This window comes from Streptomyces sp. NPDC031049 (assembly GCF_055571015.1).
In genome coordinates this window covers 256,138-277,703 of the sequence record NZ_JBVIGC010000003.1, presented here as the reverse complement: position 1 = coordinate 277,703, position 21,566 = coordinate 256,138, and the positions used below count along the sequence as shown (strand labels likewise).

The 21,566-nt window shown below is 70.8% G+C and carries 18 protein-coding genes and 1 pseudogene; 11 read left to right on the top strand and 8 right to left on the bottom strand.

Annotated features, from left to right (window positions below; translation table 11 throughout):
• Positions 1–120: 120 nt before the first annotated feature.
• Genes ACZ45Q_RS06935 through arfA form a run of 5 tightly spaced genes read left to right on the top strand, consistent with a single transcriptional unit; the run spans position 121 to position 5,816 of the window.
• Positions 121–1,479, top strand: coding sequence for an extracellular solute-binding protein (locus ACZ45Q_RS06935; protein WP_468256021.1), 1,359 nt, complete (start codon positions 121–123; stop codon positions 1,477–1,479).
• Positions 1,476–2,417, top strand: coding sequence for a carbohydrate ABC transporter permease (locus ACZ45Q_RS06930; protein WP_468256018.1), 942 nt, complete (start codon positions 1,476–1,478; stop codon positions 2,415–2,417). Before ACZ45Q_RS06935 ends, ACZ45Q_RS06930 begins: the two co-directional genes overlap by 4 nt.
• Positions 2,414–3,277, top strand: coding sequence for a carbohydrate ABC transporter permease (locus ACZ45Q_RS06925; RefSeq protein ID WP_468256015.1), 864 nt, complete (start codon positions 2,414–2,416; stop codon positions 3,275–3,277). Before ACZ45Q_RS06930 ends, ACZ45Q_RS06925 begins: the two co-directional genes overlap by 4 nt.
• Positions 3,274–4,269, top strand: coding sequence for an arabinan endo-1,5-alpha-L-arabinosidase (locus ACZ45Q_RS06920; RefSeq protein WP_468256011.1), 996 nt, complete (start codon positions 3,274–3,276; stop codon positions 4,267–4,269). Before ACZ45Q_RS06925 ends, ACZ45Q_RS06920 begins: the two co-directional genes overlap by 4 nt.
• Positions 4,270–4,310: 41 nt before the next feature.
• On the top strand, positions 4,311–5,816 hold the full coding sequence (arfA, locus tag ACZ45Q_RS06915) for an arabinosylfuranosidase ArfA (RefSeq protein ID WP_468256008.1): 1,506 nt from the start codon (positions 4,311–4,313) through the stop codon (positions 5,814–5,816).
• Between the two features lie 33 nt (positions 5,817–5,849).
• On the opposite strand, the gene ACZ45Q_RS06910 is transcribed toward arfA, so the two are convergent.
• Positions 5,850–8,585, bottom strand: coding sequence for a beta-galactosidase (locus tag ACZ45Q_RS06910; protein ID WP_468256005.1), 2,736 nt, complete (start codon positions 8,583–8,585; stop codon positions 5,850–5,852).
• 287 nt (positions 8,586–8,872) lie between these two features.
• Here ACZ45Q_RS06910 and ACZ45Q_RS06905 point away from each other — a divergent pair, with 287 nt between their 5' ends.
• The gene (locus tag ACZ45Q_RS06905) at positions 8,873–9,523 is read left to right on the top strand and encodes a DUF4360 domain-containing protein (RefSeq protein ID WP_468256002.1); all 651 of its coding nucleotides are present in this window, start codon (positions 8,873–8,875) and stop codon (positions 9,521–9,523) included.
• A 36-nt stretch (positions 9,524–9,559) separates the two neighbouring features.
• Here ACZ45Q_RS06905 and ACZ45Q_RS06900 read toward each other — a convergent pair whose 3' ends face one another.
• Together ACZ45Q_RS06900 and ACZ45Q_RS06895 are read right to left on the bottom strand one after the other, a co-directional pair.
• Complete coding sequence (locus ACZ45Q_RS06900; protein WP_468255999.1) at positions 9,560–9,742, bottom strand: DUF397 domain-containing protein; 183 nt, start codon at positions 9,740–9,742, stop codon at positions 9,560–9,562.
• The gene (locus ACZ45Q_RS06895; protein WP_468255997.1) at positions 9,739–10,590 is read right to left on the bottom strand and encodes a helix-turn-helix domain-containing protein; all 852 of its coding nucleotides are present in this window, start codon (positions 10,588–10,590) and stop codon (positions 9,739–9,741) included. Before ACZ45Q_RS06895 ends, ACZ45Q_RS06900 begins: the two co-directional genes overlap by 4 nt.
• 130 nt (positions 10,591–10,720) lie before the next feature.
• On the opposite strand from ACZ45Q_RS06895, the pseudogene ACZ45Q_RS06890 reads away from it, so the two are divergent.
• The 3 genes and pseudogenes from ACZ45Q_RS06890 (at position 10,721) to ACZ45Q_RS06880 (ending at position 13,717) form a co-directional block, all read left to right on the top strand.
• A pseudogene (locus ACZ45Q_RS06890) lies at positions 10,721–11,196 on the top strand (ATP-binding protein).
• 119 nt (positions 11,197–11,315) lie between these two features.
• A complete protein-coding gene (locus ACZ45Q_RS06885) occupies positions 11,316–12,302 on the top strand; it encodes an arabinan endo-1,5-alpha-L-arabinosidase (protein WP_468255995.1) in 987 nt (328 codons plus the stop codon).
• A complete protein-coding gene (locus ACZ45Q_RS06880; RefSeq protein WP_468255992.1) occupies positions 12,284–13,717 on the top strand; it encodes a family 43 glycosylhydrolase in 1,434 nt (477 codons plus the stop codon). Before ACZ45Q_RS06885 ends, ACZ45Q_RS06880 begins: the two co-directional genes overlap by 19 nt.
• A gap of 117 nt (positions 13,718–13,834) precedes the next feature.
• On the opposite strand, the gene ACZ45Q_RS06875 is transcribed toward ACZ45Q_RS06880, so the two are convergent.
• Entirely contained in the window at positions 13,835–14,059 is a 225-nt protein-coding gene (locus ACZ45Q_RS06875; RefSeq protein WP_468255989.1) for a hypothetical protein, read from the bottom strand.
• Positions 14,060–14,251: 192 nt separating this feature from the next.
• On the opposite strand from ACZ45Q_RS06875, the gene ACZ45Q_RS06870 reads away from it, so the two are divergent.
• Positions 14,252–15,922: a helix-turn-helix transcriptional regulator gene (locus tag ACZ45Q_RS06870; protein ID WP_468255986.1), complete on the top strand. Its 1,671-nt coding sequence runs from the start codon at positions 14,252–14,254 to the stop codon at positions 15,920–15,922.
• Here ACZ45Q_RS06870 and ACZ45Q_RS06865 read toward each other — a convergent pair.
• Together ACZ45Q_RS06865 and ACZ45Q_RS06860 are read right to left on the bottom strand one after the other, a co-directional pair.
• Complete coding sequence (locus tag ACZ45Q_RS06865; protein ID WP_468255983.1) at positions 15,886–16,812, bottom strand: EamA family transporter; 927 nt, start codon at positions 16,810–16,812, stop codon at positions 15,886–15,888. The genes ACZ45Q_RS06870 and ACZ45Q_RS06865 overlap by 37 nt on opposite strands.
• Before the next feature lies 1 nt (position 16,813).
• Positions 16,814–17,578, bottom strand: a complete 765-nt coding sequence (locus ACZ45Q_RS06860) for a methyltransferase domain-containing protein (RefSeq protein ID WP_468255980.1) — start codon at positions 17,576–17,578, stop codon at positions 16,814–16,816.
• 277 nt (positions 17,579–17,855) lie between these two features.
• Here ACZ45Q_RS06860 and ACZ45Q_RS06855 point away from each other — a divergent pair, with 277 nt between their 5' ends.
• Complete coding sequence (locus ACZ45Q_RS06855) at positions 17,856–18,341, top strand: YbaK/EbsC family protein (RefSeq protein ID WP_468255977.1); 486 nt, start codon at positions 17,856–17,858, stop codon at positions 18,339–18,341.
• A 97-nt stretch (positions 18,342–18,438) separates the two neighbouring features.
• Here the strand turns inward: ACZ45Q_RS06855 and ACZ45Q_RS06850 are convergent, their stop codons facing one another.
• Both ACZ45Q_RS06850 and ACZ45Q_RS06845 read right to left on the bottom strand, forming a co-directional pair.
• Positions 18,439–20,235: a pyridoxal phosphate-dependent aminotransferase gene (locus ACZ45Q_RS06850; protein ID WP_468255974.1), complete on the bottom strand. Its 1,797-nt coding sequence runs from the start codon at positions 20,233–20,235 to the stop codon at positions 18,439–18,441.
• Positions 20,236–20,367: 132 nt separating this feature from the next.
• Positions 20,368–21,519, bottom strand: a complete 1,152-nt coding sequence (locus ACZ45Q_RS06845) for an aldose epimerase family protein (protein ID WP_468255971.1) — start codon at positions 21,517–21,519, stop codon at positions 20,368–20,370.
• Positions 21,520–21,566: the final 47 nt, after the last annotated feature.

Genomic DNA, 21,566 nt, shown 5'->3' with positions numbered 1-21,566 from the left:
CATTGACGGGCCGGGCCCGCGAATCTACGGTCCCGTTCGAAGTTACGAGCGGCATACGAAATATCGAACGTCCGTGGTGGATGCCGACGGACACGGAATCTCGCAACAGATGGGCAGGGCATGGGACGACCTGGCCTGAATCGCAGGCAACTGCTCGCCGCAGCCGGCGGGTTGACGGTCGCCGGGAGCTTCGGCTTCGCGGCACTCGGCACCGGGGCCGACGCACTCGCCTCCGGCGCGGACACCCGGGTGCGCTACTGGAACCTCTTCAGCGGCGGCGACGGCTACAACATGATCGCGATGCTGGACGCCTTCCGCGCCCGGCACCCCGGCATCGAGGTGAAGGACTCCACCCTCCAGTGGGGCAGCCCCTTCTACACCAAGCTCGCCATGGCGGCGGCCGGCAACCGCGCCCCGGACCTCGGCGTCATGCACCTGGGCCGGGTCCCCGGTTTCTCGCCGGGCCGCCTCCTGGACCCCTGGGACACCGAGCTGCTCGCCCGGTACGGCGTGCGGGAGGCGGACTTCAACCCCGAGCTGTGGCGGCGGGCCGTCGTCGACGGCAAGCTCTACGCCCTCCCGCTCGACATCCACGTCCAGCTCTGCTTCTACCGCAGGGACGTGCTGAAGAAGGCGGGACTGCTCGGCGACGACGGCCGGATGGTGCCGGTCACCTCCACCGACGCGTGGTTCGAGGTGCTGAAGGAGGCCAGGAAGGCCACCGGGAAGGGCCTTCAGACCATCGGCCTGTGGCACAACGACCAGAACTTCCAGTGGTGGTTCTTCGTCGCTTTCTACACCCAGCTCGGCGGCACCTGGTTCGACGACGCCCGCACCGGGGTCACCTTCGACACCGACAAGGCCACTCAGGTGCTGGAGTTCCTGCGCCGGCACATCGCCGACGGCTACGCCGACCCGGGCTACGGCGGCGGCGCGGGCGCCGAGCAGTTCGTCAACGGCGCCCCGTTCTGCTGGGAGGGCAACTGGTCGGTGCCGGTCTTCGACAGCGCGAAGCTCGACTACGGCGCCGTCCCGCTGCCGCCCGTCTTCGGCAGGGCCGCCACCCACGCCGAGTCCCACGCCTTCGTGCTGCCGCACCAGGCCGGCCGCGGCGGCGCCACCAACGACGCCGCCCACCGGCTCGCCGCCTACGTCGTCACCCACGCCCGGCAGTGGGCGGCCGGCGGGCACATCCCCGCCTACACGCCGACCCTGTCCTCGGCCGCGTACCAGCAGCTGAAGCCGCAGAGCGAGTACGTCTCGGCGATGGACCACCAGGCCACCGAGCCGAAGGTGTGGTTCGCCGGCTCCACCGGCATCCTCGCCCAGCGCGTCGGTCCGCTCGTGGTCTCCGCCACGACCGGCTCCGCCCGGCCGGACGCCGTCGCCCGCCGGATGAAGAGCGCCCTCGCCCAGCTCCTCGCCGCGAAGAACCCCATGGATGGCAGGACCGCCGCGCAGGGAGGTGCAGCCGCATGACCACGACCGGTGCAGAGACCGTCGTCCGGCCGGTGCGCGCCAGGGCCGTCGCCGCCGACGCCACCGTCCGCCGCAAGCAGGGCTTCCAGCACGGCGGCTGGTTCGTCGCCCCCTTCCTCGCCCTGTTCGCGCTGTTCGTGATCTGGCCGCTGCTGCGCGGCCTCTACCTCAGCGTCACGGACGCCAACATCTCCGGCGAGGGCGCGAGCTTCGTCGGCCTGGACAACTACCGCGAGGCCCTGAACGACCCGCTGATGTGGGACGCGCTCGGCCACAGCACCTTCTTCACCCTGCTCGTCGTGCCCTGCATCACCGTCCTCGCCTTCCTCCTGGCGATGCTGGCCCACCACATCGAACGCGGCAAGTGGCTGTGGCGGCTGTGCTTCTTCATGCCGTTCCTGCTGCCGTCCACGGTCGCGGCCAACCTGTGGCAGTGGCTGTTCAACCCGGGCACCGGCATGGTCAACCACGTCTTCGGCCTGGACACGCCGTGGCTGACCGACAAGTCCTACGCGCTGCTCGCCGTCGTCGTCTGCACCCTGTGGTGGACGGTCGGCTTCAGCTTCCTGCTCTACCTCGCCGCCCTCCAGGGCATCCCCGCGCACCTCTACGAGGCCGCCAAGCTGGACGGCGCGAACGCCTGGCACCGCATGGTCCACATCACCCTGCCGATGCTGCGCAACATCACCGGACTCGTCGTCGCCCTCCAGATCCTGGCCTCCCTCCAGGTCTTCGACCAGGCCGTGGTGATGCAGGACTTCGGGCCGGGCCCCGAGGAGTCGACCCGCACGTTCGTGCAGTACACCCTCGAACAGGGCTTCACCAGCTACCGCGTGGGCTACGCCTCGGCGGTCTCCATCATCTTCTTCGTGCTCATCGCGGCCGTCGCCCTCGCCCGGATGTGGCTGCTGCGCAACCGTGAGGAGGGCGGCCGATGACCACCGCCGCAGCACAGGTACGGACCCGGCCGCGCAGGGCGTGGACGCCCAGCCAGATCGTGCTCACCCTCCTCGGCGCCGCCGTCTCCGCGGTGTTCCTCGCCCCCCTCGCCTGGGCGCTGTTCACCTCGCTGAAGTCGGAGACCGAGGCCGTCGAGGTGCCGACCCACTGGCTGCCCCGGGACTGGACGGGCCAGGCCTGGACGGCCCTGTTCGAGACCGGCAACATCACCAACTGGTTCATCAACTCCCTGGTCGTCTCCGTCTGCGTGACGGCGGTCGTGCTGCTGGTGAGCGCGCTGGCCGGATACGGCTTCGCCCGCACCGAGTTCCGCGGCAAGGCCGTGCTGATGGGCGTGGTGATGGCGGGGCTGATGATCTCCCCGGCGGTGCTCGGCGTCCCGCTGTTCACCACCGTGCAGCAGCTGGGCATGGTCGACACCTACTGGGGCATGATCCTGCCCCAGTGCGCGCCCGCCGCGATGGTCTACATCCTCTACAAGTTCTTCCAGGGCGTCCCGCGCGAGTTGGAGGAGGCCGCCTTCATCGACGGCGCGGGCCGCTGGCGGGTCTTCTTCACCATCATCCTCCCCCTCTCCCGCCCCTCCCTCGCGGCGGTCGGCATCTTCACCTTCATCAGCTCCTGGAACAACTTCCTGTGGCCCTACATGGTGACCAACAACCCCGACCTGATGACCATGCCGAACGGCATCGCGACCGTCATGAACTCCTACGGCATCCAGTGGGCCCAGCTCATGGCCGGCGGTCTGATGGCCGGCCTGCCCCTGATCGTCGTCTTCGTCTTCTTCCAGCGGCAGATCGTGGCGGGCGTCGCCCACACGGGATTGGCAGGACAGTGACCGTGCGCAGAACCCTCACCGCCGTGGCGACGGCGACCCTCCTCGCCCTGCTGCCGCACACGGCGCAGGCCGCCGACCCCTACCCCGACCCCCGTCCGATCACCGGCCAGCAGATCATCCACGACCCCACCGTCTCCCGCCTGAAGTCCGGCGGCTACGTCGCCTACTCCACCGGCGGCGTCATCGGCGCCCGCCTATCCGAGGACGGCCGCCACTGGGCCGACGCGGGCAACGCCTTCACCACACCCCCGGCCTGGTGGTACGAGTACAACGACACCGCCGACCCCTGGGCCCCCGACCTCTCCTGGCGCGACGGCCGCTACTGGCTCTACTACGCCGTCTCCTCCTGGGGCAGCAACCACTCCGCGATCGGCGTGGCCACCTCGCCGTCCGGCCTGCCCGGCACCTGGACCGACCACGGCAAGGTCTTCGCCTCGGAGACGACCGACCCGTACAACGCCATCGACCCGGCGGTCGTCCGGGCCGACGGCAGGCTGTGGATGGCCTTCGGCTCGTACTGGACCGGCATCCGCATGGTCGAACTGGACCCGTCGACCGGCAAGGCGATCGAGAACGCCGAGGTCCACCACCTGGCCACCCGCCCCGACGAGCCGTACGCCGTCGAGGGCCCGGAGATCGTCAAGCACGGCCGGTACTACTACCTCTTCGCCTCCTACGACACCTGCTGCTCGGGCGTGGACTCCACGTACAAGATCCGCGTCGGCCGCTCCACGTCGGTGACCGGTCCGTACGTCGACAGCACCGGCAAGCCGATGCTGGAGGGCGGCGGCGACCTGCTCCTTCAGGGCCACGGCCGCTACATCGGCACCGGCGGCCAGTCGGTCTTCACCGACCGCGGCGAGGACTGGCTGGCGTACCACTACTACGACGCCGAGGACGAGGGCACGCCCAAGCTGGGGCTGAACCTCTTGGACTGGAAGAAGGACGGCTGGCCCGCCGTCCGCCAGGGGCGCGGGGAACTGCGCGAGTGACCACGACGAACCCGCACCGGAACACGTACCGAAAGGACCCCATGCGAACCGCCCACTTCACCCTCGACCCCGCCTTCACCGTCGCCGAGGTCGACCCCCGCCTCTTCGGCTCCTTCGTCGAACACCTCGGCCGCTGCGTCTACACCGGCATCTACGAACCGGACCACCCCACCGCCGACGAGGCGGGCCTGCGCCGGGACGTCCTGGACCTGGTCCGCGAACTGGGCGTCACCGCCATCCGCTACCCCGGCGGCAATTTCGTGTCGGGCTACAAGTGGGAGGACTCCGTCGGCCCCGTGGACGAAAGGCCTCGCCGCCTCGACCTGGCCTGGCGCACGACGGAGTCCAACCGCTTCGGCCTGTCCGAGTACATCGCCTTCCTGAAGAAGATCGGCCCGCAGGCGGAACCGATGATGGCCGTCAACCTCGGCACCCGGGGCGTCGCGGAGGCCATCGAACTCCAGGAGTACGCCAATCACCCCGCCGGCACCGAACTCTCCGAGCGCCGCATCGCCCACGGCGACAAGGACCCCTTCGGCATCAAGCTCTGGTGCCTGGGCAACGAGATGGACGGCCCCTGGCAGACCGGCCACAAGACCGCCGAGGAGTACGGCCGCATCGCCGCCGAGACCGCCCGCGCCATGCGCCAGATCGACCCGTCCGTCGAACTCGTCGCCTGCGGCAGCTCGGGCCAGTCGATGCCCACCTTCGCCGAGTGGGAGGCGACGGTCCTGAAGGAGACCTACGACCTCGTCGACTACATCTCCCTGCACGCCTACTACGAGCCCCTCGACGGCGACGTCGACTCCTTCCTCGCCTCCGCCGTCGACATGGAGTCGTTCATCGAGAACGTCGTCGCCACCTGCGACCACGTCGGCGCCCGGCTGAAGTCCAAGAAGAAGATCAACCTCTCCTTCGACGAGTGGAACGTCTGGTACCTGTCGCGCACCGACGCCCAGGTCGCCGCCCTGGACTGGCCCGAGGCGCCCCGGCTCCTGGAGGACAACTACAGCGTCACCGACGCGGTGGTCTTCGGCTCCCTGCTCATCGCCCTGCTCCGGCACGCCGACCGGGTCACCGTCGCCTGCCTCGCCCAGCTCGTCAACGTCATCGCCCCGATCATGACCGAACCGGGCGGCCCGGCGTGGCGGCAGACGACGTTCTTCCCCTTCGCCCAGGCCTCGAAGTACGGCCGCGGCGAGGTCCTCGACGTCCGCGTCGACTCACCGACGTACGAGACGAAGAAGTACGGCGAGGCCGACCTGCTGCACGCCACCGCCGTCCGCGCCGAGGACGGCACGGTGACCGTCTTCGCCGTCAACCGGAGCCGGACCGAACCGCTGCCCCTCCAGGTGGCCCTGAACGGCCTGGACCTCGGCCGGGTCGTGGAGCACAGCGCCCTCGCCGACGCCGACCCGGACGCCCGCAACACGCTCGCCGAGCCGGAGCGGGTCACCCCGCACCCGGTCGAGGGCACCGAGCTGCGCGACGGCGTGCTGCACGCCGTCCTGGAGCCGCTGTCCTGGAACGTGATCCGGCTGGCGTAGCCGGCACCGCCCCCGCGGTCACCGGCCCCGCGCTCACCGGCCGGGGGAGTCCACCGGCGTCACCGGCACTCCTCCGGCCGCCGCGCCCAGCAGCTTCAGGCGCACCTCACCCGGCCCGGCGGGCGTGCCGCCGTCGGCCAGGACCGCCAGCGCGAGCGTGTTGGCGGCGCCGCGGGTGCGCAGCACGCCGCCCGGCAGGGCGAAGGTGTGCGGCGGTCCGCCCCCGTTCACGTACTGCCCGAGGTTCCAGCCGTTGAGGAAGACCTGGACCAGGTAGGCGCGGTCCGGGTCGTCGGCGAGGGCGAGCCCGATCGAGGCGTCCACGTCCGGGGCGACGTCCAGCCGGAAGGAGGTCCGGTACCAGGTGACGCCCTGCCGCCGGTCGGCCCGGGGGAGCGTGGCCGGCTCCCAGTCGCCGTCGTCGTGGCCCGGCAGGTGCCAGCCGTGCCGTTCCCCGTACAGCCCGCCGTTGTTGAGCGGACCGCGCACCGGGTCGGGCGCGCCGGCCCCCCGCAGCCGCCACCGCACCTCCGGCACGGCGCCCTCGAAGCTCGCGCCGATCAGCCCGCGCGCCGCCTTGTGGGTGCCGTGGGCGTCGACGTCGGCGCTGTGCCCCATGGGGCGGACGAGGACGGACAGCACCGGCGCCCCGGTGGCACCGCCCCCGCGCAACCGCTCACGCAGCCGCGCCGGCACCGGGAAGCGGGCCGTCGCCGTCCGGGTGCGCCGCGCGGCGTCGGCGTCGGCGGCCTCGGGCATCCGCCGGCTGCCCAGCGGCTCGCCGTCCAGCCAGGCCATCAGCACACCGTCGCTGCCCGCGCCCCAGGTGAGCGCGACCGCCTCCAGCCCGGCGGCGTCCGTCAGCCGCCCCCGGTACCAGACGTCGCCGTAGTGGAAGCCGTAGTCGTCGGCGAACAGCACCGGCTGGTGACGCGGCACGGGCGTCGGACTCGCCGACCCGCGCTTGCCGGCGACCGTCCAGTCCCGGTCGTCGAAGCCCGGCGCGGACTCCGGGTTCTCCGTCCGCCGCCGCCAGCCGTCGAGCGCGGGCAGCACCATGGACGGCGGGCCCTGCGGGCGGCGTTCGGCGGTCATGCTCCCGTCAAGGCCGCGCTTGTTGCGCAGGACGGTGCCGTTCCAGCTGACCCGGGTGGCGCCGTGCGGGCCCCACACCTCCACCCCGAGGTCGTCGACGACGTCGCCGGTGAGCACCACGGTGCCCTCGCGCACGGCGGCGGAGCGCAGCAGCGCCGGGCCGTAGACGAGGAACGTGCCCGAGGGGACCGTGCACGGCCACAGGCGCAGCGAGGTCTCGTCGTCGGCGAAGAGCAGCAGCAGCGTCCGGTCCGATCCGCCGCCCTCGACCCGCACCCGGGTCAGGCCGCCCTCGCCGAGCGGCGCGGTCACATGGAGCCGGCCCCGCTGGTAGGCCCAGGCCGCCTCCCGGTCCAGCCGTGTGGGCTGCGGATCGCTCGGGCAGTCCAGCACCACGTGGGCGGTCTCCCCGCGCCGGCCGGTGAACACCGCGATGTCCCACCGTCCGGCGGTCAGGAACGCCATGGGCTGGGCGGTGCTGTACACCAGCTTCCGCTCCCCGCCCAGCGGCACTCCGGTGACCAGCAGCCGGGCGTCGCCGGCCGGCACGGTGACCGGCGTCCCGACGGCGGTGCCGGGCAGCGTCGCGGAGACGGGCGCGTCGGAGTCGTTGCGCAGCACGTACACCTGGGCGTCGGTGTCGGGATTGGCCAGGTGGGTGACGGCCAGCCGGTCGTCCGACGCCCGCACCGCGGGGGCCCGGTCCAGCCGGGCCAGGTCCGGCAGATGGCGCAGGAGATGGCCGAGCTGGTGGGTGACGGCCAGTTCGTCCGTCGGCTGCCGTCCCGCGTCGAGGGCGGCCCCGGCGCCGTGCACCACGGGCGCGCCGGCCGCGGCCAGCCAGCCCCAGGAGGTGCCGCCGAAGGCCAGTGAGGTGCCGGGACGCGCGCCGCCCCCGGCGAGCCGCTCCAGCCGCCGCTGCCGCTCCTCGCCCGCGCCGTGGCTGGGCCGCCCCTCGGCGTACCCGCGCACCAGCGGCACGTCGATGCCGTCGGCGCGCACCCTGCGCCGCAGCCGGGCCAGGTAGCGGCTGTCGGGGGCGTCCTCCAGCTCGTAGAGCAGGACCGTGCCGCGGCCGTGCGTGTACAGGTGCCGGGCGGCGACGGCGTCGACGGCGCCCAACCAGGCCTCGGCGTGCCGCAGATACGCCGGGTCGGTGGTCCGGGCCCGTCCGCCGGTCGCGGTCAGCCAGCCGGGCAGGCCGCCGGCGTCGACGCCGGCCCCGCCCAGGTACGGCCCCGGCCGCAGGACGACGTACAGGCGCTCCTCGGCCGCGGTGCGCAGCAGCAGGTCCAGGTCCCGGACACCGGTGAAGTCGTGGCGGCCGGGTGCGGGGCAGTGGTGGTTCCAGGGGACGGGGAGGCAGACCGTGTTGTACCCGTGCGCCCGCATCCGCTGGAGCACGTCCCGCCACAGCGACGGGCTGGGCAGCCGGAAGGCGTGCAGTTCGCCCGGCCACAGCACCAGCCGACGGCCGTCCACCAGCAGCGAGTCGCGGTCGAAGGCGACCTGGTGCGCGTGCCCGTCGGCGGTGGGCGGCGCGGGCGGGGGGCCGGTGAGCACCTCGGGGCCGCCGGCGGAGGGGTGCGCCGCGCCGATGCTGCCGCCGCCGAGCGTGAGACCGAGGACGGTGGTGCCGGCAAGGGCGCTGAACGTACGTCTGGTCAGCTCCAAGGGAGCGCCTCCTGTTGCCTGTGCTGTGCGGCGTGCCCGGTGCGTCGGCGCGGGTTCACGCGCCGTTCATCACCGGGCCATTGTGTACGTCCGCGCGGCGACGGCCGAATCCCGGCGCGGTGCGGCGCCGGACACCCGTGCGTTTCACGCCCGGTTGTGCGGGTGTGAACGGCCGGGGACGCCTCTGTCCGAGGGGAGGGGAGCGGCGTACTTTCTGGCATGCGCATGACGCGCACAGGATGCACACCTCGTGTGCACACCCCCCTCGCGCACAGGAAGGGAGAGCCATGGCCACCGGCCTGCTCCTCGGCGGCGCGCTCGCCGCGCTGCTCACCTCCGTGCTGCCCGCGCAGCACCCCGCCGACGGGTTCGACGACCCGCCCCCGGACAGAATCGTCATCAAGGTCGCCACGGTGAACGGCTCCGGCTGCCCGCAGGGCACCGCCGCCGTCGCCGTCTCCCAGGACAACACCGCGTTCACGGTGACCTACAGCGACTACCTCGCCCAGGCCGGCGGGAACTCCGACCCCACGGCGTTCCGCAAGAACTGCCAGCTCAGCCTGATCGTCCACGTCCCGCAGGGCTTCACCTACGCCGTCGCCAGCGCCGACTACCGGGGCTTCGCCTCCCTCCAGCCGGGCGCCCGCGGCACCCAGCGCGCCTCGTACTACTTCCAGGGCTCCCCGAACACGGAGTACCGGACGCATCCCTTCGCCGGCCCGTACGACGACAACTGGCAGGCGACCGACAGCACCGACTGGGCCCAACTGGTCTGGGCGCCCTGCGGGGTCCAACGCAACTTCAACATCAACACCGAGCTGCGGGTGAGCGCGGGCTCGACCAACCCCGACGAGGTCAGCTTCATGACCATGGACTCGACGGACGGCGACATCAGCACGATCTACCACTTGGCGTGGAAGGAGTGCTCGCGCAAGTGAGCCCGGGGGCCGCCCGCCGGGCGGGCGGCCCGACGGTCACTTCACGACGTGCGTGAGGAAGTCACCCCAGGCCGTGGGGGAGAGGGCGAGCTGAGGCCCCTGCTTGTCCTTGGAGTCGCGGACGTGAACGGTGCGGGGGCAGGCGGCGACCTCTACGCAGTCGCCGTCGCCGCTGCTGCTGTAGCTCGACTTGAACCAGGTCAGTTCGCTGGTGCTCATAGGTCTCCTCGCATCCGCTCCAACAGGCTCACGGAGTCCTGGAGGGTGAGAGCCTGCGAACGCATCCTGGCATACCGCTTCTGGAGCACGCTGATCTCCTTCGGGTCAGTGACGAGCATGCCCCCGCGTTGCCCCTCGCAGTAGGCGAACCACTTGTTGTCCGGAGTCTCCAGCAACTGCATGGGACCTGCCAGCCCTGCGTGGGACTCTTGCACCAACGGCACGATCTGGATCTCGACGTTGCGTAGTTCGGCGATCTCCAGCACGTGATCGATGAGATCCCCTGTGACCTCCACACCGCCCGTACGCCGTAGGAACAGCTGCTCCTCGAGGATGAAGCCGAACGTCGTGTTTGGCCTTTCCCGCAGCAGTCGCTGCCGCTCGGCCCGTGCTTGCCACTGTGTCTCGGTCTGGGCCTCGTCCAGCAAGGGCCACTGGTCGGCGAACAACTGCCGCGCGTATGCCTCCGTCTGCAACAACCCCGGAATCAACCGGCATTCGTACGTGTACAGCGTGATCGCCGCGACCTCCAACTGCGCCCACCGCCGAAACCACGCCGCCAGCCCCGGCTGCCGGGCCAGATGCTGCGCCGCCCGCTGCAAGGCCCCCGTGTTCCCCAGCACTCCCTCCGCCCGCTCCGCGAACTGCGGATCCGGCATACGTCGCCCCAGCTCCACCGAAGCCACGGTGTGCTTGGACAGCCCCACCAGACCCCCGAATTCCTCCCGGCTCAACCCGGCATGCTCCCGCAGGGCCTGGACGACCGCCCCGAACGTCCGCAGACTGTCCGAGGACTCCGGCTCGCCACCCGTCCCGGCACCGCCCGTACCCGCCACACCATCGACCACCGTCGGTCACCTCCCGCGGCCATGGTCACGGCCGGTGACGAGTACTGTCCAGTCCGTGACCGCGTACGCTCGCGCAGCGTACGCGCCGCCTACCTGGTGAACCGCCCCCGGGCGCGGCCACATTGGCCGCATGACCCCACCGCACACCCCCCAACCGCCGGTCACCGTACGTGTGTTCACCCAGCGCCTCAGCGCCACCCCGCGAGGCGCCCGCCTGGCCCGGCGCCTCGCCCTGGCCCAGCTCCACGCCTGGGGCGTCCCGCACGGCAGTGGCACCTCGGAGGCCGTCGCCGTGATCGTCGCCGAGCTGGCCGCGAACGCGGTGACCCACGGCCGCGTGCCGGGGCGGGACTTCGAACTGCGGCTGTCACTCCCCACGGGCAGCATCCGCATCGAGGTCAGCGACACCCGCACCGACGCGCGACCCCCCGAGCCCGGAGACGTACGCCGCCCCGCCTCCTGGACGAGCACGGCCGCGGACTGGTCCTGGTCGAAGCGCTCGCCGACCGCTGGGAAGTGCTGGACCGCGACCCGCAGCCGGGCAAGACCGTCCGCGCGGAGGTCGACGTACCGGGATGGCTGCCCCTCTTCGGCCCCGTCCGCTGACCGCCGCTGTTGCGCGAACCGTTGACGCGCAAGGGGTTCGATTCTACGGTCCGTTCGAACTTGCGAGCGCTGTCCGAGATGTCGGACAGTTTCGAACCCCATCCGCAAGGAGGATCCGCGTGAGCCGCACCTCCCGCACTCTCCGCAAGCGCACCGCCCTGATCGCCCTCCCCACCGCCGCCCTGCTGGCGCTCATCCCCTCCACGGCCTCGGCGTACCCGAACCCCGGCCGGGTCACCGGCTCCGTCGTCACGCACGACCCGTCGATGATCCGCACCGCGTCGGGGCAGTACCTGCTCTACGCCACCGGCGGCGGCATCTCCCACAAGACCTCGTCCGACCGCATCGCCTTCCGGGCCGGCGCCGACGCGTTCGCCTCGCGGCCGAGCTGGTGGTCGCGCTACTCCTCGGTCCCGGAGGCCTGGGCACCCGACATCTCGTACCACGGCGGCAAGTACCTGATGTACTACTCCGTCTCCTCGTTCGGCTCGAACACGTCGGCCATCGGCCTCGCCGGTTCCACCACCGGGCAGCCCGGCAGCTGGACCGACTACGGCATCGTGTACACGTCCAGCTCCTCCAGCGACTACAACGCCATCGACCCCAACCTCTTCGTCGACGACGACGGCAAGTGGTGGCTGTCGTTCGGCAGCTGGTGGACCGGCATCAAGATGATCCGCATCGACCCGGCCACCGGCAAGCAGCACGCCTCCGACCGCACCCGCCACTCCCTCGCCTCCCGCCCGACCGGCACCAAGGCCGTGGAGGCCCCGTTCGTCGTCAAGCGAGGCGGCTACTACTACCTCTTCGCCTCCTACGACACCTGCTGCGCGGGCACCAGCTCCACCTACAAGGTGAAGGTGGGCCGCGCCACCAGCGTCACCGGGCCCTACCGCGACCGCAACGGCGTCTCGATGATGAACAACGGCGGCACGCCCGTCCTGGAGTCGCACGGCAGCGTCATCGGCCCCGGCGGGCAGTCGATCATGAAGGACACCGACGGCGACCTGATCGTCTACCACTACTACGACGGCAACGACAACGGCACGCCCAAGCTCGGCATCAACCTCCTGGACTGGAGCAGCGGATGGCCCGTCGCCTACTGACCCTGCTGGCCGCGCTGCTGCTCGCCCTCTCGCTCGGGCAGCCGTCGGCGAGCGCGGCCTCGTTCGCCAACCCCGTCAAGGCGGTCAAGGGGGCCGACCCCTGGATCGTCCACCACGACGGCCACTACTACCTGGTGTCGACGAGCTGGACCGACGTCATCACCATCCGCAAGGCGCCCACCCTCGCCGGGCTCGCCACCGCGCCCAGCGTGCAGGTGTGGCAGGGCGACGCCGCCTCCCGGTGCTGCAACATCTGGGCGCCCGAGCTGCACTTCGTCGACGGCCGCTGGTACCTGTACTACGTGGCCGGGCAGAACGTCGCCGACTACAACCCCACCCAGCGCAGCCACGTCCTCCAGAGCGCCGGCTCCGACCCCATGGGGCCCTACGCCTACCGCGGACAGCTCAACCCCGCCTGGATGCTGGACCCGACGGTGGCCACCATCGGCGGGCAGCTGTACCTCTTCGGCAGCACGCACGACGGGACGCAGAACATCGTCGCGGCACGGATGTCGAACCCGTACACGGTCAGCTCCTCGTTCTCCACCGTCTCCCGGCCCACGCACGACTGGGAGCGCTCGGGCGCCCCGGTCAACGAGGGGCCGGAGATCCTCCAGCGGAACGGCCGGACCTTCCTGGTCTACTCGGCGAGCGGCTGCTGGACGCCCGACTACAAACTCGGGCAGCTGGAACTGACCGGCGCCAGTCCCACGTCCGCCTCCTCCTGGACGAAGAGGCCCGTCCCCCTCTTCCAGCGCAGTGACGCCAACGGCGTCTACGGGCCGGGGCACAACGGCTTCTTCACCTCGCCGGACGGCCGGGAGAGCTGGATCGTCTACCACGCCAACGACTCCGCCTCGGACGGCTGCGACAACGGCCGGACGGCACGGGCGCAGAAGTTCACCTGGAACGCCGACGGGACGCCGAACCTGGGCACCCCGGTGCGGCTGGGCGCCTCCCTCGCCGGGCCGTCGGGCGAGCCGTCCTCGGCCTCGACGACGTACACGGTCGTCAACCGCAACAGCGGCAAGTGCCTGGACGTCGCCGGCGGTTCGGCCGCCGACGGCGCGAACGTGGCCCAGTACACCTGCCACGGCGGCACCAACCAGCGCTGGCGTCTGGAGGACCTCGGTGACGACACCCACCGGCTGGTCAACGTGGCCTCCGGCAAGGTGCTCGACACGGCCGACTGCTCCGCGGCCGACGGGGCCGGGCTGCGCCAGTGGTCCTGGCTGGACAACACCTGCCAGCGGTTCCGGTTCCTGGCCACGGACGGCGGCCACGTCCGCATCGTCAACCAGGCCACCGGCAAGGTCGCCGACGTCGAGAACTGCTCCACCGCCGACACCGCCGACGTACGCCAGTGGACCTGGCTGAACAACACCTGCCAGCAGTGGCGCCTGACACCGGCCTGACACGACCGGGGCGGCGAGCCCGGCCGGCGGCGGGTTGACGGTCGGGTGGTGTGGAGCGTCCGGCGTCACTCGTTGCGCGGAGCACATCGACGACCATGCTCGCCGCGGTCGCCCCTCCTAGGAAGCGAGGACACCGCTGGCCCGGCTGACGGCTGCCGCGGCCGTGGCCACCGTGAGGGCGGGGAGGGCGCCGCGCAGGCGTTCGGTCACCGTGCCGACGCCGAGGAGGCGGGCCATGGCCTTCGCGGTGAAGCCCAGGACAACGGCGGCCGCAGTTCCGGTGAGAATCTCGCGGACGAAGGCGGTGCTGCGAGTCAGGCCGCTCCAGCGCAGCGGAGGCACCAGGCGGCCACCGACGGGCCGGCTGATCCCGCCAAGACGCGGGCAGGTCCCACACACCGACGGTGGCGATCAGCCGTTGTCCCTGGGTGCCCGATGCAGGGTGCACCTGGTCGGCCGGGCAATTCTGGAATGATCAGGTCGGTCGAGCTTGTTGGTCACGAGGGTCATGGCGACGGCTCACCAAGGAGAAGCATGGCATCGCAAGGTCAGGAGCCGCCTGGCACACCCGGTCCGTCGGAGCGGCTTCGTAGGGCGGCCGAGACCGCATTCGCGGCCGCCGATGCGGACGAGGCCCACCGGCTGGCCATCGAGGCGCTTTCTACGGCCGACACTGATCCGACGGCATCGCGTGCGCTGATCCTGGAGAACATAGGTCGTTACATCGATGCGAGCAGCCTGAGTTGGGAGCACGACTACTACGAGCAGTCGCTGGCGGAGTTACGGGACTCCGAGCCGCTCGCCACCCGAGTACGCGTGCTGTGTTCTGGAAGCCTCGCACTCGTGCAGCGCAATCGCTTCAACGAGGGGAGAGACAAGCTCAGGGAAGCGCTCGCTCTGGCCCAACGCGACGACGACCCCGCTCTGCGGGCAGCCGCGTACGCCACCGCATCCGAGGTGTGCCTGGCACTGGGTGAACTGCACGCCTCCATCAGCCACACGCGCAACGGTCGGCGCTTCGCCATCCGCTCCGGCCAGACCGGCCTGGTTATCCGGTCCTTCTTCAACGAGGCCCGCGCAACATACCTGCTCAGCGGAAGGATCATCGACTCGTTGCGCATCAGGCGCGCGGGGATGTCGTACGCGGAAAACGTAGGCCAGGCGAGCAGCGAGGAGGGCAACACCCTGCGCATCTCCCTGGTCGAGGACCTGATCGAGGGCGGGTACTGGGAGGAGGCAAGGGGACTCCTCAGTCGCGCTCCCCACGAGGCCCGGTCCTTGAACGAGGTCGAGGAGGTGCTCGTACGCTGCTGGCTGGCGAGTCTCAGCGACACGCGCACGGAAAGCGCCCCACCGCTGGGCGCGTTGGTGTCGACGAGCAGCCCTCTGCACGCGGCCTACTTCCTCAGCTTGGGGCTCGCCTCGGCTACCCGGCTCCAGGACTTCGCTGCCGTGGAGGAGCTGACGGCACGGACGCTGCATCTTGCCCGGGAACACCTGGCGCCGCCCAGCAGCGGCCTCTACGTGGTCGACGCGCTGACCTCGGCGATCCAGGCTCAGACCGGTCAGCCGCGAGTCGTCCTCCCTGCCGAGATGGCCCCTGCACGACTCCTTGAGACGATCACGTCCCTCTACCCGTCTGTGAGACGGCACGTGGCTGCCAGCTGTGAACTCACCGACGGTGTCGTAGAAATCGCCAAGGCCGAAGTCGTCCGGGCGTCCGAAGGGCCGCAGGCCGGCCACTGGGAAGGCGCCGTGTCGGTGTTCCGGCGCACCCACGCCCGCGCCCGTCTGACGTACGCGCTTCTGCGTCACGGAGAGGCAGCCATCGCACGAGGCGAGGACACTCCTGCCCATGCCTTGCTCATCGAGGCATATCAGATCGCTTCGCGCATGGGCGCGCAGCCATGGCTTGCAGAGATCACCCGACTACTCCGCCGCGACGAAGCGGAAGAGGTCGCCGCGTCATCCGTTGCACCGCCCTCCTCACAGGTGTCCTCCCTGCTGTCTCCCCGCCAGCGTGAAGTGATCTCCCTCTTGGCCCTAGGGCACACAGACCGAGAGATCGCTGATTTGCTCGGGATCAGCCTCAGAACTGCCAACGCCCACGTGGCCCACATCCTGACTCGTCTGGGTGTGCGCAATCGCGCTGAGGCAGTTGCGTGGTTCTACCAGTCGGACCTCGCCGACGCCACAGGTAACTGATCCTGCTCCGCAGCGGGCTCCGTCTGGCCATGCCTGCGACCACGCCGACATGCAGCGATGCCCGCAAGACACACAAGCGCCACGCCTGTCGCCTGCCACGGACTCATTCTCTGTGAAAGCATCACGAACCCTACGACTGTCCCCACCGCGGGCTCCAGACTCACGAGCGTGCCGAAAGCGGAAGCGGTGAGATTACGCAGCGCAAATGTCTCCAGCACATGGGGAAGGATCGGCAGCAGGACGGCTGCGAGCGCCGAGATGATCAGGATCCTCGGGCTCCACCAGGCGGAGGTGATCTGGCCAGCGCTGGGAATCGTCATCAGCACCGCGGCGACCCCCGTGGACAGGGCGATTCCCTGGACCCCTGTGAAGCGGTCCGCCACCCGCTGTGTGAGCAGAATGTATCCGGCCAGTCCCCCCGCAGCTCCCAGGGCGAAGGCAATTCCGGTCCAATCCGCGGATGCATGCCACGGCTGGGTCAGGAGCAGCACGCCGGCCAACGCGATGACAGGCCATACCGCATCTGTCGCCTTCCGCGATCCCGCTACCGCGATCACCAACGGACCCGTGAACTCCAGGGCGCTCACAGTACCCAGAGGAAGTCGGCTGATCGCCTCGAAGGAGCAGAGCGTCATGACCGCAGTCGCACCGCCCAACGCCACCGCCGCCCCGGCGTCCCCCCGCGACAATCGACGGACGGCCGGACGGGCCCACAGCAACAACAACACAGCGCCGAAGCCCAGCCGCAGCCAGGCTCCGCCCGCAGGAGTCACCTCATCGAAGATCATGACGGCCACGGCGGCGCCGCTTTGCACACTGACCATGGCCGTCAACGCCGCCGCTGCCGCCGGCAGTGTCCCGCGGCCCGCCGGTAGCGTGTTGGGTGGCATCTCAGTCCGGCACCTTGGTCGCTCGCACGAGGAAGGCTGTCTCGGCGAAGAAGAATTCGCCGCTACGCGCGGCGTCCTCAACGGACCGCACCCACTCGTCGACCTCCGCGACCGACAGCGGTCCGGTGTTGTTGCAGCCCCGCTCACGCAGCGCTCCCGCCATCTGGCGGACCCGGTGATGAGCAAAGCCTTCTAAATCCGTTGCGGTGGTCACATGGGTTTCCACCTTTTCCAGACGCAGCGGACTGCTCCGAACCAGGGAAGCTACTTTGCGGCCCATCCAGGCGTCAGAGAACTCCATCCATTCCTCGGGAAACTCAGCCCAGCCGTGGCACACTGCCCGGGTCAGTTCCTTATTGCCGGCTCGGATGATCAGTGCGTCGTAATCGGTATGCGAGAACACAGCTGTGCCGCCGGGGCGAAGCACCCGCACCGCTTCTGCTATCAGCGACGGTGGGTTGGGTAAGAACTCCAACACATCGTGGCAGACGATGCCGTCCATGCTTCCTGCCGGAAGAGGAGTCGGCTTGGACAGGTCGTGGACCGTGAGTTCACCCTCGGCTCCGAGGTTTGCAAGTAATGTATGAGCGGATTCGACGGCCTCGGGGTTCACGTCGTACCCATGCAGCCGAGATTCCGGAGAAACCTCGGCAATCGCTGCCAGAGTCCCTCCCTCACCGCATCCCAGATCCGCCACGTGCCACCGGGGCGACGGGGCAAGGCAAGAAGCGAGAGCGTGATGAATCGAGTGCCCGGGCTGAGGCATTCCGATGACCTCTCTGATCCGTGAGCAGTTGCAGAGAGATTTCTACCTTCGTACGGGCCGTGCGGCATCGGTAGGACTACCTACTGCCCGACTGACAGCGGCCGCCGAAGCCCATGATGGCGCTTTTTGGCCTCTCTGCTGCTGCCTATGTCTCTGACCGCTTCCTGCACAGCGCTCGGAGTATGGTCGGTTGTGTCTCCGCGGGCGCCGGCGCCCGGGGTTGCCGGGCGTGACAGCCTGCTCTCGCTTTGATGTGATCTGCGCGGGTCGAGGGGTTATGAATCCTGTCCTGAAACGACTGCTGCACGCTCTGGTGGAACTGTCATGTGACTTCCACGTTCGCTTTCACGACGCGGCCTTCACCACGGAGCAGGCGGCACGGTTCGAGGCCAGCGAGCTGACGGGCAACACCAAGTGCCTGGCCCTACGGGACAAGGACGGAGCACGCGTGGTCGCCACGGTCTGCGGCACCAGCCGCCTGGACCTGGAAGCCGTCCGCGCGGCACTCAACCTGCGCCGGCCGCGCATGGCTTCGGCCGCCGAGCTCGGTTCCCAGTTCGGTGTGGAGCAGGGTGGCGTGGCTCCCGTCGGCTATGCCGAGGGCGTAGTGGCCCTGGTGGACACGGCGGTGCTCACGCAGGAGAGGATCCTGATCTCACCGGGCGTCAACGATGCCACGCTGGAGATTTCCGGCAAGGACTTCGCCCGGCTCGCCGACCACTTCGGCGCCACCGTCACCACAATCAGCCGCCGTGAAGGCTGAAGCACTCGGGTAGGACGCTGGTCGGATCCCGCTGAGGCGTGGGGCCGCTCAGTGGTTGCCGTGCAGCCCGGAGCGGGGCGAGGCTCTGACGCGAGCACTAGCCGGTCCGGCCCATCCCCGCCGGGTCCGGCCAGGCCGGGGCGGTGGCCGGTCGGCCGGTGGCCGGGACCGCCTCCAGGCCGTTGGTGCCGCGCACCTGCGCCGCGGTGAGGCCGCCGCGGGCGGGGACGCCGGGGGGTGTGGGGCCGGTCTGGACGGGCGTCGGTGCCGGGACCGGTGCGGGTGCCGGTCCCGGCACCGGCATCTGGGCGGCGGGGGCCAGGGGCTGGGCCGCCGCGGGCAGCGGCAGGGGCTGCGGAGCGGGCGCGGGCTGGGGGACCGGCGCGGGATACGGGGCGGGCGTCGGGTGGGCGGCCGGGGCCGGCTGCGCGGTCGGCGTCGGCTGGGCGGCCGGGGCCGGGGCCGGTTGCGGGGCGGGGGACGGCTGGGCGGGCGGGGCAGGGTACGGAGCCGGCGGGGATGCCGGTCGGGGCGCCGCCGGCAGCGGCATCCCGGCGCCGGGGGCCGGCTCATCGGCCGGAACGGCGGCGGGGAGCGGCATGCCGGTGCCGGCGGCCGGAGCGGGGGCGGCGGTGAGGCCCGGGGCACCGATGCCGGCGGCCTGCGCGGCGAGCCCCCGCACACCGCCCCCGTTGGTCTCGCTCACCAGGCGGTCCACCGCCGCCGTGCCCGAGCTGTAGCCGGTCCCTGTGGCCGGCCCGGGCACGGCGGCTCCCCTCCTGGACGTCCCGTAGAGCACCTCTTCCAGGCCGGACACCAGGCGACGCACGTCCACCTGGGGGCGCACCACGAGACGCAGGAAGCGACTGGACGAACCGATCTTGTTGCCGCACTCGCGGACCAGGACGCGGTGCTCGGTGAGCAGCCGGTCCCGGACCACGGTGCCCTCGGCGCCGAGGGGGAGGCGCACGAAGAGGAAGTTGCCCTGCGAGGGGTAGACCGTCAGGCCGGGCAGCGCCGACAGCCGGCTGGACATCTCCAGGCGGTCGCGGCGGACCTGATCGAGGCTCTGCGCGTACTCGGCGCCGTGGTCCCGCAGCATGAACACCACGTGCTCCGCGAAGGAGTTGAGGTTCCACTTGGGGAGCGCCGCCCGCACCCGGCCGGCCAGCGCCGGGTTGGCGACCAGGTAGCCGAACCGGATGCCGTGCAGGCCGAAGTTCTTGCCGAGGCTGCGCAGGACGACGACGTTGGGCCGCAGCATCGCCTCCTGGACGACGGACGGCTCGGCCTCGGCGTCGGCGAACTCCAGGAAGGACTCGTCGACCACCACCAGGTCCCGGTCGGCCATCGCGTCCATGAACTGCACCAGCGAGTGCTTGTGCAGATAGCCGCCGTCGGGATTGTTGGGGTTGCAGACGACGACGGCCCGGGTGCCGCGCGTCCGGACGAAGTCGGCGTACTGCGCGAGGTCGAGGGCGAAGCCACCGGACTCCTGGAGCGGGAACATGTCGACCCGCTTGCCGGTCTCCATCGGCTGGTCGGTCCAGCGGCCGAAGGTGGGGACGGGGACGGCGAGGGACTCGCGGACCAGCAGATGGTCGAGCCAGGTGATCAGCTCCGTGGAGCCGTTGCCCATGGCCACGCACTGCGGCGGCAGTCGCAGCAGGTCGCACAGCTCCGCCGTGATGGTGTCCGCGCCGCTCGGGTAGTACGTGACGATCTCCCGCAGCCGGGCCGCCAGCTCGTCGAACATCGCCGGCGTGGGGAAGTACGGGTTGCAGGGGATGCAGAAGTCCACCGGACCGGCCACGTCGCCCTCTCGCGTCAGCGCCGCCATCGACGGGCTGTGCGCCGCGGTGCTGCGGAACAGCGAGGTGACGTTGCCGGTCAAGGGAACCTCCGTCTCTGGACGGCCCGCGCGGGGGAGCACGGGCCGCCCATGAGTACGGAGCGGGGCGTAGCGCCGTTCAGCTCATGTGAGGAGAATGTGACGGCCGAGGCGCGAGCGGCCGTCCCCGCGGCGTCACGCGTCGAACGAGTGCACCGTCGTCGTCCGGTACGTCTGCCCGGGCCGCAGCACCGTCGAGGGGAACGCCGGCTGGTTCGGCGAGTCCGGGAAGTGCTGGGTCTCCAGGCACAGCCCGTCGCCCTGCCGGTACACGGAGCCGCCGGTGCCGGTCAGGGTGCCGTCGAGGAAGTTGCCCGAGTAGAACTGCACGCCCGGCTGGTCGGTGGCGATGCGCACGGTGCGGCCGGAGCGGGGGTCGCGCAGGGTGGCGATGTGCTCGGGGCGGTCGGTGACGCCCTTGTCCAGCACCCAGTTGTGGTCGAAGCCCTGGGCCGTGACCAGCTGCGGGTGCCCGGCCCTGATGTCCCGGCCGATCGGCTTGGCCCGGCGGAAGTCGAAGGGCGTGCCCGCGACCTTCGCCAGCTCGCCGGTGGGGATCAGACCCGCGTCGGTGGGCGTGTAGCGGGACGCGGCGATCGACAGCTCGTGGTCCTCGACGGTGCCGCTGCCCTCCCCGGCCAGGTTCCAGTAGACGTGGCTGGTGAGGTTGACGACCGTGGGCTTGTCGGTGGTCGCCGCGTAGTCGATCCGCCAGTCGCCGCGCCGGGTGAGGGTGTACGTCACCGTCGTCCGCAGCGTGCCGGGGTAGCCCATCTCGCCGTCGGCGCTGGTGTAGGACAGCCGCAGGCCCACGTCGGAGCCCTCCCGGAACGGCTCGACGTCCCACACCCGCTTGTCGAAGCCCTGCGCGCCGCCGTGCAGGCTGTTGTCCCCGTCGTTGACGGAGAGCTGGTGCTCGGTGCCGTCCAGGGTGAAGCGGCCGGAGTCGATCCGGTTGCCGTAACGGCCGATCAGGGCGCCGAAGTACGGGCTGGAGGCCACGTAGTCGTCGAGGTTGTCGAAGCCCAGCGAGACGTTCTCGTAGCGGCCCCGGCGGTCGGGGATCTCCAGGGACTGGACGATCCCGCCGTAGGACAGGACCTTCATCCGCGTGCCGCCGTTCTCCAGCGACCAGCGGTGCACCTTCGTGCCGTCGGCGAGCGTGCCGAACTGCTCCTTCACCGGCTTCCTGCCTCCCGTGGCGTGTGCCGTGCCGGTGCCCGCCGCGGTGGCGGCGATGCCGGCCGCGGCGGCCCCTGCGATGACCGTGCGTCTGCTCAGTTCCATGTGCGGCTCCTGTACTCCCGTGAAAAGAAGCGGGCCCCGCCGGCCGG

Coding starts and splice junctions, on each gene's coding strand:
- arfA (WP_468256008.1), top strand. CDS start 4,311: ATGCGAACCGCCCACTTCACCCTCGACCCCGCCTTCACCGTCGCCGAG.
- ACZ45Q_RS06905 (WP_468256002.1), top strand. CDS start 8,873: ATGGCCACCGGCCTGCTCCTCGGCGGCGCGCTCGCCGCGCTGCTCACC.
- ACZ45Q_RS06845 (WP_468255971.1), bottom strand. CDS start 21,519: ATGGAACTGAGCAGACGCACGGTCATCGCAGGGGCCGCCGCGGCCGGC.
- ACZ45Q_RS06860 (WP_468255980.1), bottom strand. CDS start 17,578: ATGCCTCAGCCCGGGCACTCGATTCATCACGCTCTCGCTTCTTGCCTT.
- ACZ45Q_RS06870 (WP_468255986.1), top strand. CDS start 14,252: ATGGCATCGCAAGGTCAGGAGCCGCCTGGCACACCCGGTCCGTCGGAG.
- ACZ45Q_RS06935 (WP_468256021.1), top strand. CDS start 121: ATGGGACGACCTGGCCTGAATCGCAGGCAACTGCTCGCCGCAGCCGGC.
- ACZ45Q_RS06930 (WP_468256018.1), top strand. CDS start 1,476: ATGACCACGACCGGTGCAGAGACCGTCGTCCGGCCGGTGCGCGCCAGG.
- ACZ45Q_RS06865 (WP_468255983.1), bottom strand. CDS start 16,812: ATGCCACCCAACACGCTACCGGCGGGCCGCGGGACACTGCCGGCGGCA.
- ACZ45Q_RS06925 (WP_468256015.1), top strand. CDS start 2,414: ATGACCACCGCCGCAGCACAGGTACGGACCCGGCCGCGCAGGGCGTGG.
- ACZ45Q_RS06880 (WP_468255992.1), top strand. CDS start 12,284: ATGGCCCGTCGCCTACTGACCCTGCTGGCCGCGCTGCTGCTCGCCCTC.
- ACZ45Q_RS06900 (WP_468255999.1), bottom strand. CDS start 9,742: ATGAGCACCAGCGAACTGACCTGGTTCAAGTCGAGCTACAGCAGCAGC.
- ACZ45Q_RS06855 (WP_468255977.1), top strand. CDS start 17,856: ATGAATCCTGTCCTGAAACGACTGCTGCACGCTCTGGTGGAACTGTCA.